Origin of the sequence: Adlercreutzia sp. ZJ138, from assembly GCF_011038935.1 — a bacterium.
Classification (GTDB): domain Bacteria; phylum Actinomycetota; class Coriobacteriia; order Coriobacteriales; family Eggerthellaceae; genus ZJ141.
This window is the reverse complement of the sequence record NZ_JAAKEA010000035.1, coordinates 1-10,351: the sequence shown is the minus strand read 5'-3', so window position 1 is coordinate 10,351 and position 10,351 is coordinate 1. Positions and strand designations below refer to the sequence as shown.

At 52.8% G+C, this 10,351-nt stretch carries 8 protein-coding genes; 1 reads left to right on the top strand and 7 read right to left on the bottom strand.

Annotated elements, in window-relative coordinates:
• Positions 1–396: 396 nt before the first annotated feature.
• The 7 genes from G7Y43_RS10340 to G7Y43_RS10310 form a co-directional block, all read right to left on the bottom strand.
• Complete coding sequence (locus G7Y43_RS10340) at positions 397–3,561, bottom strand: type I restriction endonuclease subunit R (protein ID WP_206215135.1); 3,165 nt, start codon at positions 3,559–3,561, stop codon at positions 397–399.
• Positions 3,558–4,754: a restriction endonuclease subunit S gene (locus G7Y43_RS10335; RefSeq protein ID WP_165046330.1), complete on the bottom strand. Its 1,197-nt coding sequence runs from the start codon at positions 4,752–4,754 to the stop codon at positions 3,558–3,560. Before G7Y43_RS10335 ends, G7Y43_RS10340 begins: the two co-directional genes overlap by 4 nt.
• Positions 4,699–5,787, bottom strand: coding sequence for a virulence RhuM family protein (locus tag G7Y43_RS10330; protein ID WP_165046329.1), 1,089 nt, complete (start codon positions 5,785–5,787; stop codon positions 4,699–4,701). Before G7Y43_RS10330 ends, G7Y43_RS10335 begins: the two co-directional genes overlap by 56 nt.
• Positions 5,787–7,373, bottom strand: coding sequence for a type I restriction-modification system subunit M (locus G7Y43_RS10325; RefSeq protein ID WP_165046328.1), 1,587 nt, complete (start codon positions 7,371–7,373; stop codon positions 5,787–5,789). The genes G7Y43_RS10330 and G7Y43_RS10325 overlap by 1 nt, the downstream gene beginning before the upstream one ends.
• Before the next feature lie 2 nt (positions 7,374–7,375).
• On the bottom strand, positions 7,376–7,540 hold the full coding sequence (locus G7Y43_RS10320; protein WP_165046327.1) for a hypothetical protein: 165 nt from the start codon (positions 7,538–7,540) through the stop codon (positions 7,376–7,378).
• 96 nt (positions 7,541–7,636) lie between these two features.
• On the bottom strand, positions 7,637–8,308 hold the full coding sequence (locus G7Y43_RS10315) for an isoprenylcysteine carboxylmethyltransferase family protein (protein ID WP_165046326.1): 672 nt from the start codon (positions 8,306–8,308) through the stop codon (positions 7,637–7,639).
• Between the two features lie 783 nt (positions 8,309–9,091).
• A complete protein-coding gene (locus tag G7Y43_RS10310) occupies positions 9,092–9,526 on the bottom strand; it encodes a DUF4143 domain-containing protein (RefSeq protein WP_241158253.1) in 435 nt (144 codons plus the stop codon).
• 389 nt (positions 9,527–9,915) lie between these two features.
• On the opposite strand from G7Y43_RS10310, the gene G7Y43_RS10305 reads away from it, so the two are divergent.
• A complete protein-coding gene (locus tag G7Y43_RS10305; protein WP_165046325.1) occupies positions 9,916–10,212 on the top strand; it encodes a hypothetical protein in 297 nt (98 codons plus the stop codon).
• Positions 10,213–10,351 lie beyond the last annotated feature (139 nt).

Sequence of the window (10,351 nt, the reverse complement as noted above, 5' to 3'; positions counted from 1 at the left end):
TGACCGTTATCGGGGAATGCCCACTGGTCACGTAGAGGTCAATTGCAGCTTGCTTTTCCTCTTGGGTGTGATGGTGATACATGGCCATCTCCTTGTCTCAGATGTCCAAGTTTTTGTCCACACCCCCCTGAACCGGATCAGTATTACATCCTGAGCTAGGTGCGCATTTCTCGTTTTGCGCACCAATTGCGCACCTTTTGCGCACCTATTGCGAAGTGTTGCGGAGTAATGGTGCGGAGAGAGCTCGAAGGACCCTCGGCAATACTGCACTGTTCAGTAGGCTGTTCAATTTGAACAATTGATTGAACGGCACCCCTCTGCGGAGATGCGCGGCGATAAGGCTTGTTCCCGGCCGGTTCGCCAAGAGCGCACATGAGGGGCGTAGCATTTCGTCACTTATTCGGCGCTCATGTTGTTGAATCGCTCGAAAAAGGCCTTCAATCTATCAATCACGCGCGCCTTCATGTCGGCGTAGGCGTTGGCCGGAGCGAAGCGGCTCGGCTTTTTGGTCATGAGCTTGGTGATTTCGGTGCCGGTTTCAGCAACCTCGCCTTCCACAAACGAGCGAGCAACAAACTCGCGGGTAGCCGCATCGTCGAGCGCCTCATCGGCAATAATGGCGGCAAGCTCCTTCTCCTTCTGATTGGCAATGTATGCCTTCCAGTCGGCCGTAACATCCTCGCTTGATTCTAGGCTCTCGATGAAGCGCTCGATAAGGTCGCGCTTGTTGCGCAGCTCGTAACTGGAGTTGATGGCACGCTCCACATCGGCGATGATCAGCTTGTCGGTGCAGTTCGTGTCGTGATACTTCTGCACGAGCATGAGGATGTAGTCGATGTTGATGTCCACCTGCTTCAACAACTCTATCTCAAAAACCAGGTCATCATTGATAATGGTGGCCTCTTCCTTGTCCTTGCGCCATTTCCGGTAGAGATCGGTGTACACGCTTCGATAATCCTGCTCGTCGCGCGCCGGAAACGGGTCGTCATTGGCAAACTCGTCGAATGCCGTAAGCACGTTGCGCAATCGTAATATGGTACCGAACAAGCGAATGAACGCCTTCTCGTCCTCTTCGCCCAGGATCACCTGCCCCAGCAGGAAGCGATCGTAGAGCTGCGCGAGCCGGTCGCGATACTCCGCCATGTATTCGGCGTAGGGTTTCAGCAGCACAATGCCGCCTGCATCTTTGTCACCAAACAGGCTGATGGCGTGGTTCACGCGGTCTTCCAAGTTGCGGAAGCACACGATGTTTCCGTAGGTTTTCACGCTGTTCAGGATGCGGTTTGTTCGGCTGAACGCCTGAATGAGGCCGTGGTCGTGCAAGTCTTTGTCTACCCATAAGGTATTGAGCGTGGTGGCATCGAAGCCGGTGAGGAACATGTTGACCACAATAACCATATCGAGCTCGCGGTTCTTCATGCGATCGGACAAGTCCTTGTAGTAGTTCTGGAACCCGTCGCCCGATGTGTCGAAATTGGTGGAGAACATGGCGTTGTAGTCGGCAATGGCGGCTTCCAGAAAATCGCGGTCGGGCGTGTTAAGGCTGGCCACGTCGAAACTCTCGTCGAGAAGGCCACTGCCGTCGTCGCCCTCGTTCACGCCAAAACTATAGATGAGCGCAATTTTCAGGCACTCGCCGCCGCGTTCTTGCTGAACGCGCGCAAAAGCGCTGTAGTACACCTTGGCCATGTCGATGGACGCCGTGGCGAAGATGGAGTTAAAGCCCATGACGCGCTGATCTTTCAAAAGGTAACTTGAGCTGCGCCGCGTCTTCTGCGCGAAGTGGTCGAGCACATAGCTCACAATTGAATCCACGCGCTCCTTGGCCTTGTACGCGCCCTCGCGGTAGATGTCGTAGACTTTCTGGTCGGGGTAGTCCTCGCGCTTCTTGATGGTTTGAATGTAGTCGATACGAAACGGCAGCACGTTGCCATCGCGAATGGCGTCAACGATGGTGTAGGTGTGCAGCTTGTCGCCAAACGCTTGCTCCGTGGTGCGCAAATGCGGGTTGCCTGATGAACTGGCATTTTCCGCAAAAATAGGCGTGCCGGTGAAGCCGAATAGGTGGTACGTTTTGAAGTACTTGGTGATGGCTTGGTGCATCTCGCCGAACTGGGAGCGATGGCACTCATCGAAGATAATAACCACATGGCTTTGGTAGACTGCGTGCTTCTTGTTCTTCTTAATGAAGACGGAAAGCTTCTGGATGGTGGTAACCAGAATGCGACAGTTAGGGTCGGCGAGTTGGCGAGCCAGCACCGCCGTTGACTCGCTTCCGTCCACCGCGCCCTTCTCGAAGCGGTCGTACTCGCGCATGGTTTGGTAGTCCAGGTCTTTGCGATCCACCACGAACATGACCTTGTCCACACCGGCCATGCCACTTGCCAGCTGCGCCGTTTTGAAGCTGGTGAGCGTTTTGCCCGACCCGGTGGTGTGCCACACATAGCCGCCAGCCCGCAGCGTGCCCAGCATGCTCTTGTCGTTTTCGCTGATGAGGATGCGGTTTAGAATGCGCTCGGTTGCCACAATCTGGTAAGGCCGCATGACAAGCAACCTCTCATCCACGTCGAACACGCAGTAACGCGTGAGAATGTTCAGAATGGAGTGCTTGGCGAAAAACGATGCAGTGAAGGGAACTAGGTCGTAAATGGGCACGTTGTCGGCATCGGCCCACCAGCTGGTGAACTCGAAACTGTGGGATGTTTTCTTGCCGCTCCTTTTCTTGCCACGCGACTCTTCGATGTGACTCCAGCGCGTGGTATTCGAGTAGTACTTGGTGCGGGTACCGTTGCTTATGACGAAAATCTGCACGTACTCATAGAGCCCACAGCCACTCCAGAAACTGTCACGCTGGTAGCGCTCTATCTGGTTGAACGCTTCTTTGATGTCGACGCCGCGACGCTTGAGTTCCACATGCACAAGCGGTAGACCGTTCACAAGTATCGTGACGTCGTAGCGGTTGTCGTAGGCGCCACTCTGCGCATACTGGTTCATAACCTGCAGGCGGTTGTTGTGTACGTTGCGCTTGTCGATAAGCTGGATGTTTTTCACCGTGCCGTCGTCGCGGTAGAGCACCTGCACGTGGTCGCGCTGAATGCGGCGCGTCTTTTCGGCGATGCCCTCGTTCTCGCTGGCGATGCAGCCCTTGAAGAAGCGCTGCCATTCTTTGTCGGTGAAGGTAAGGTTGTTTAGAAGTTCCAGCTGACGGCGCAGATTAGCGATAAGTTCGTCTTCCGACGCGAAGGTAACATACTCGTATGCCTGACGCTGCAATTGTGCGATAAACGCACGCTCTAGCTCGGCCTCGCTCTGATAGGCTGTGGAGCGCCGCCCCTGCTTGGGTGCCGCAGAACACACGGTGGCTTGCCCGCCAAACGCCATAACCTCGAAATCCATCGATGCGGGCAGATCATTGACCAACGAGTCAACGGGTGTTTCCAAAGGCGCGTCTTCGGGTATGTTGATGACCTCGTAATCAATGATGCTGCCGTACTCAACACCGTTATGGTGTTGAGCGCCGTCGCACCCATTTGCAACACACGACGTCATGTCCTCGTTCATGCGACTTTCTCCTTGAATGAGAGTAACTTATCCCGATAGTAGGCGTATTGCTTGCGACGCGCCTCGATTTCAGCAGGAAGACCAGCGGAAATGTCGTTCACCAGGGTGTCAAACTTATCGAGAATGACAACAATGCGCTCTTGCTCTTCGAGGGATGGGACGGGGATTGGAATTCTAATAAGATCGCTACGATTAACTGCCGGCGTCCCCCCTTCCTTCATGTAGGCAAGAATACTTCTTCTTAAACTGCAAAGCGCATAATAGAAATACCGATCATTCAACGATGGAGACTTGCTTTTCATGCGATAACAAAGAGGACCACACCAAAATGGTTCGCGCTCATAGCCAACGTATCCGATTCCACCTTGACCCCTTGACGGCGTTGTTGTGGTATCGCCCTCAGTGTTCCAGTCGCAAAGGAATCCTGATTCGCTTGTTCCGGCGTTAACAAAACGATACTTTCCAACATTAGCTATATCATCTTGCGGCTTTGAGCCGGTTGATATGCTGACGATCTCTCCTAGTGGAATCCAAGCGATTTCACCCCGTGAACTAAAATCGAGAAGCTTGTCCCGATAGTAGGCATACTGGCGCTTGCGAGCCTCAAGCTCCGACTCAAGCTCCGACTCAAGCTCCGACTCAAGCTCCGCGAAGGAGTCTAGCACCCGCACGATTTCTTCCTGCACTTCCATAGGCGGAACAGGCACCTTGAATTCCTCTGTTACTTTCAGTGAGATCTGCGGCATCGAACCCATGCCTGATGCGGCATTACGAAACGTTTCGGCATTGGCTTTTAAAACGTGATAGAGGAATTTCACTGACGTCCTGTCGTCTGATGTATATGCCCACATTTCGTTCTTAAAGGTAAAAGACTGCTCATAATAGACAAAATCGATTGTTCCGCGAGACTGAACTAAAACAGCAGGCACGCGTGTAATGTTTGCTTTCGGGATATCTTTTTCATGGGCGTAAATCATAGTTTGCCCGCCTGCAAAAATCTTAATCTCGCCGCTAGAATCCGCGATCTCTTTCATCTTCCCAGCAGTTATAGGCGTTCCCCTAAGGCGCTTATAGACTGTTTTTACGGGCTTGTATTCCACCCCGTCGGGGCAGAGGCGCTCAATTAGCTCTTCGATCCTACTCATCATCGCCCCCAAGCTCAGCATCTGTTTCTTGTTCGGGCAGTTCTTCAACAGCCTTTACCTCAAGCAAGAACTTGTCGAAATCGCTCTGATAGAGCCTATCTTGCACAATGCGAAACTTCTCGAACTCCGTTTCCGCATGCAGTTTTGCCAACTCGGCAGATATCCTTCCATTATCTTGAAGCACTTCGCGATCCCATAACGTAAGGAACCTATTGAGCCTCATCTCCCAATCCTCCATCGTCATGGGGATATGGCGCATGGCTTGCACCTCTGCATAGTCCAGGTACGATTCAACGATTCTTTCGAGCTTGGCAAGTTCTTCACCCGTTAGGTAGTTCTTTGCGATGGTTACGTCGTACTTATGAATCTTCCCATGGGGCGCACCCTCCCAATTTGTAAGCCCCATGTGCTCTTTTGTGGCATCAGCGCGATCATAGATGACTTCAGCTGCCGTATTTCCATGAACGCTGTAATGCATCTTGTTCTGAACTGCCACAAAGAAACGACGCGTCGCCTTCGCTGAGGGGTCATAATCAAGTGCAGTCGCATAGATGTCGGTGATCTTCTGATAAAAACGCCTTTCAGACACCCGTATTTCACGAACCTTTTCAACTTGGCGGTCGAAGAATTCTTGCGTAAGGACGCTCCCGCTGTTTTTCAGGCGATCCTCATCCATCACCCAGCCTTGAATGGTGAAATCCTTAACTATGCGGTTAGCCCACTTGCGAAACTGCACGGCACGCTCGTTGTTTATTTTGAAGCCTACCGCGATTATCGCTTGAAGGTTATAGTGCTTTACCTCGCGTGAGACCTGCCGTGCTCCCTCGAATTGAACTATCCGGAATTTCCGGATAGTTGCCTGCTCTTCCAATTCACCATCAAGATAGAGCGTTTTCAGGTGCTCATTGACTGTTCGAACGTTCACATCGTAGAGTTGAGCCATCATCTTCTGAGTAAGCCAGATATTCTCGTTCTCATAGCGCATTTCAATACTTGTTTCAGAGTCACCCGTGGAAGCAACAAACGTAAGATACTCCGCAGCACTGGAGCGGATAATGTCCACGTTTTTCCTCTTCGCCATTATTGCGCCTCGCCTTCCAAATCGGCCACGATGGCGTCAATTTGTTCGCGCAGTTCCTGCTCGCGAGCGACGATGCGAGCTATCTCGGCGTTAAGAGCCGCAATGTCTATTTCCTCACGGTCATCGAGCTTCTCAACATAGCTACTCACGGAAAGGTTAGCGTCGTTTGCCAGCACATTGTCGTTGGACACGAGAACGGAAAAATGCTCCCCTTCGGTGCGCTTGACGACCGCTTCGGCAATACGGTCGATATTAGCTTGCGCCAACTTGTTCTTGGCGTCGGCGCGTTTGAACTCGTTACTTGCATCCACAAAAAGAATGTCGCTTGTAGCTTTTGACCGCTTTAACACCAGCACGCAGGTGGCAATGGAGGTTCCAAAGAAAAGGTCGGCGGGCAGCTGGATGACAGCTTCCACGAAGTTGTTGCGCACCAGGTACTCGCGGATTTTTCCCTCCGCACCGCCGCGATAAAGCACGCCCGGAAACTCAACGATTGCCGCCGTGCCCTCGGTAGAAAGCCAGCTTAACATGTGCATGGTGAAGGCGAGGTCGGCCTTGCTGGGCGGCGCGAGCACACCCGCCGGGCTAAACCGCGGGTCGTTGATGTTGAGCGGATTGTTCTTGCCTTCCCATTTGATGGAATACGGCGGGTTCGAAACTATAGCGTCGAAAGGCTCGTCATCCCAGTGGGCGGGCGCTTTGAGCGTGTCTTCACGCGCCAGGTTGAACCGGTCGAAGTTGATGTCGTGTAGAAACATGTTAATGCGCGCAAGGTTGTAGGTAGTCAGGTTAATCTCCTGGCCGAAGAAGCCACTGCGCACGTTGTTCGCGCCCAAGATTTTGGCGAACTTGAGCAGCAGGCCACCCGAACCGCAGCACGGGTCGTACACTTTGTTCACACTGCTGCGGTTGCCGATAGCGATGCGGGCAAGCAGCTCGCCAACTTCCTGCGGCGTGAAAAACTCGCCGCCGGATTTTCCCGCGTTGGACGCATACATAGTCATGAGGAATTCGTAGGCGTCGCCAAAGGCATCAATGCTGTTGTCTTGAAAGGTGCCGCCGAAGTTAAGGCTGCCAATTTTAGTGATGAGCGTGACCAGCTTCTTGTTGCGTTCGATGACGGTGTTGCCAAGCTTAGGACTGTTGGGGTCGAAGTCGGCAAACAGGCCCTTGAGCGCGTCTTCGGAATCAGTGCCCACGGCGCTGCCCTCGATGTTGGCAAACACACGCACCAGGATTTCGTTGAGATCGTCGCCTTCCTCTTCCGCAGCCATGCCGTTCTTGTCCACAGTTTCCAACACGCGGGAAAACAGTTCGCTTGGCAAAATGAAGAAGCCTTTTTCTTTGACCGTTTCTTCGCGGCCATACTCTGCCTGATCATCGGGCAGCGTGGCGTAGTCAAACGCAGGGTCGCCCTCCTGTTCAGCGAGATAGGTACACAAGTTTTCGCTGATGAAGCGGTAGAAAAGCGTACCTAAGATGTACTGCTTGAAGTCCCACCCGTCAACGCTGCCGCGCAGATCGTCGGCAATGGACCAGATGGTCTTGTGCAGCTCGCTGCGCTGCTGTTCAGGTTGGATGGGCATGCTTACTGGCCTTTCTTTTCGATAGAATTCAGGATATCAGCGATCTGCTCGTTGAGGGAGTTGATGTTTGCTTGTGTGGTACGGATGTCATTCATAATGTCTTTTGCGGCACGGGTCTCGTCGAGGATGGCGCTGTAGTCGAAAACGACGGCTTTGCAATTGGTCACATCCTTATCGATGGGCAACGAAAAGCGCTGTAACCGTCACAATCGACAACCTGAACGAGCTTGGGGGCCTTGGCTTCTGAGCTGCGGCCTTGTCCGCTACCAGACGTGCGGGACGAGCCGCCACCTCACACGACGCAGGTATTCTGGATAGCCTTCGAGCTCGTCGGCAAGCACCTTCTCTTCGTTGCGTATCCTCTTGGCGATTATGGGGACGTACGCGAGCATAATCACGAATGAGAACGGGGAGCCAAGCACGACAGGCATCGAAAGGAACAGCAGCATCGTCGCGCTGTACATGGGATGCCGCACTATGCCGTACAGGCCGGTGTCCACCACATGCTGACCTTGCCTCACCTCTATCGTGCGCGAAAGGTAGGCGTTCTCGCGCATGACCTCCGCATAGAGCGCGTATGCCGCAAGGAACACCACCGCGCCCGCCCACGACGCCCACTCGGGTAGCATCGGCCAGTCGAAGCGACAGCCGAGCCCGGCGACGACGAAGGCGGCAATAAACATGAGGCAGGAGAGAGCGACCACCGTGCGCTGCTCGGCCTGTTCCTCGCGTGCGTTCAGGCGGATTCTAAGCAAGTCCGGCGCCTTCGCCATCATGACGAGGCCTGCCGCGAACATGGGCACGAAAAGAACCCCCACGAGCAACCACCCGCGCCACCAGGACAGCGTTCCCGCAGGCAGGAACAGTAAAAGACCGACGGCCAGAAGGCCCGCAACGAACTTCACAAGCGCAGACCTGAACAACGCTGCATCCATATAATCCCCCTAACGACGAGGATATCATCTTACTGCAAGCGGCCGTGCCTGTGACGTGTCCTCAAGGAAACGCTGAGTGTGATTCTCCGTTGCTTGCCCTGCGTATCAATGGCTTCGAATCTCAGGTCAAGTTCCTCATAGCAAGAAGTTACGACGTCGAGCATATAGGCAACAAACCGTATAGGCAACAAGCGGCGCATGGTTGTTTTTCCCATTCTGTCAGCCCGTTAAGCTGGCAAAAAACTCACGAAATGCGCGATTGTGCAAAGTTAACCGTGTCTTCGGGAAGATTTTTCACGAAATGCGCGACTTGAAGCGGAAAATACGAACGGAAATAAGCGAGAAACGAGAGTCACCTTTCACTTCTCGAAAATGCCTTTACGTTTTCCCTGGTCAACGGCGACTGCTGTTTTTCCTGAAGATACGGCGAGCTTTACTGGCTCCACCACACTATGCATTTCATGGAAAAAGTGGCAGCGAGCGAGGTATTTTTCGCACGATCGCTCATTTCGTGAGTTTTTTGCCAGCTTCCTCTGTGTGCAGCCGAATACGTTGCCTAACTGGCTGACGTGCAGCCATAACGAAATACGAAGGCATGAAGAAGGAGCTTAGCAAGTGCGTAGAGAACCTTGACGACGATTCATTCGCTGCCGGAACATGGTGCGAGGAGTTCACAAACAAGTGGTAAGTAGTCATTAGATACGAGTTGTGCCCTCTCGCTATTCCTGTGTCACATGGCCTATCCCACAGCATGAGTTAGCTACCTCGGAGTATTAAGCGTCACTAAACTCCGAGGGTATCAACTGTCGCCACTTGAACTCCGTCTTCACGGAGATGAGCAATGCCTCCTACGCCCACCACAGCAAGCATGGCAGACGGTTCTCGGTAGCCAGCCCGCTTCATCTTGGCTTTCAATGCCAGCAAATTTCTTGCTGCTGCCTCTTCCTGGGAGGCTCCCAGCTTTACCTCCACAGGAATCCACGCGCCATCGCTTCTCTCGATTATCAAATCCGCTTCAAGATCAGACTGATCGTGGTAATGCCGAACGCTTGCCCCGATAGCTTGAGCGTAGAAAATGAGATCGTGGGCCACCAGCGACTCAAACAGAAATCCAAGCGTTTTTGGGTCATCCTCCAACGAGGAAACCGATGCGCCCAGCGCTGCCGCAGCAAGCGAGGGATCGGCCAGATGTCTTTTAGCTGAAGATCGGATTTTCATTGAAGAGCGCCTTTAGAGACACCTCACCGGATTCAGGTTTTCCTCTACTATGGCGTCAACTATTCGCGGAACATAGCCTTCTATTCTGAGCGTCTTCAACTAAGCTCCTAACTGGGCATTTTACCTTTTTTCCAGGTTTCATTTTACCTTTTTTCCAGGTTTCATTTTACCTTTTTTCTGCTTGAGAAGCAGAAGTTTGCCGCATTTTCGTCGCCGAGCGAACACCGCACACGAAAAAACACAGGCAGCAGCATATCAACTAGATTTACAAGATGCACCCTTGAAGATCACAGTGAGAGCGCCAGAACAAAGAAGGTATCGAATGTCTTGTATTGCGTAGCACATGTCGTTAGAATACGCATTACGTAATGCATGAAAGGGTGATGAGCATGGCGGTTTCTGGAACGCTGAATGTCCGCATCGATGATGCGCTGAAGGAGCGCGGCAACAGGGTGTTTGCACGACGGGGTATATCGACTACTGCGGCGGTGCGAAAACTCTATGAATACGCAGATCGAGAGCAAGATGTTCCCGACTGGATGATCGATCAGGCGCAAGACGTTCGCGCAATCAAGCGACGCCAACTCCGCGAACTTGTTGGTAGTATTGATGTTCCCTCAACCTATGACGCACGGGCGGATTATCGGGCGCATCTCGACGAGAAATACAAGGATCTGATCGCATGAAACTCTTTCTTGGGAAACACTGATTAATGGTACTTACACTGAGCTTTTCATCTTCGCCATTGAGTTTTTGCTTCAAATTGCCTTGAGAGACCCTGTGAGGCACCTTCTATCCTTCTATGAGGTACCCTACCAGGGGTTT

Bases quoted from the DNA above. Each gene is read 5' to 3' on its own strand.
- G7Y43_RS10340 (WP_206215135.1), bottom strand. From the start codon at position 3,561: ATGAACGAGGACATGACGTCGTGTGTTGCAAATGGGTGCGACGGCGCT.
- G7Y43_RS10330 (WP_165046329.1), bottom strand. From the start codon at position 5,787: ATGGCGAAGAGGAAAAACGTGGACATTATCCGCTCCAGTGCTGCGGAG.
- G7Y43_RS10325 (WP_165046328.1), bottom strand. From the start codon at position 7,373: ATGCCCATCCAACCTGAACAGCAGCGCAGCGAGCTGCACAAGACCATC.
- G7Y43_RS10315 (WP_165046326.1), bottom strand. From the start codon at position 8,308: ATGGATGCAGCGTTGTTCAGGTCTGCGCTTGTGAAGTTCGTTGCGGGC.
- G7Y43_RS10310 (WP_241158253.1), bottom strand. From the start codon at position 9,526: ATGAAAATCCGATCTTCAGCTAAAAGACATCTGGCCGATCCCTCGCTT.
- G7Y43_RS10305 (WP_165046325.1), top strand. From the start codon at position 9,916: ATGGCGGTTTCTGGAACGCTGAATGTCCGCATCGATGATGCGCTGAAG.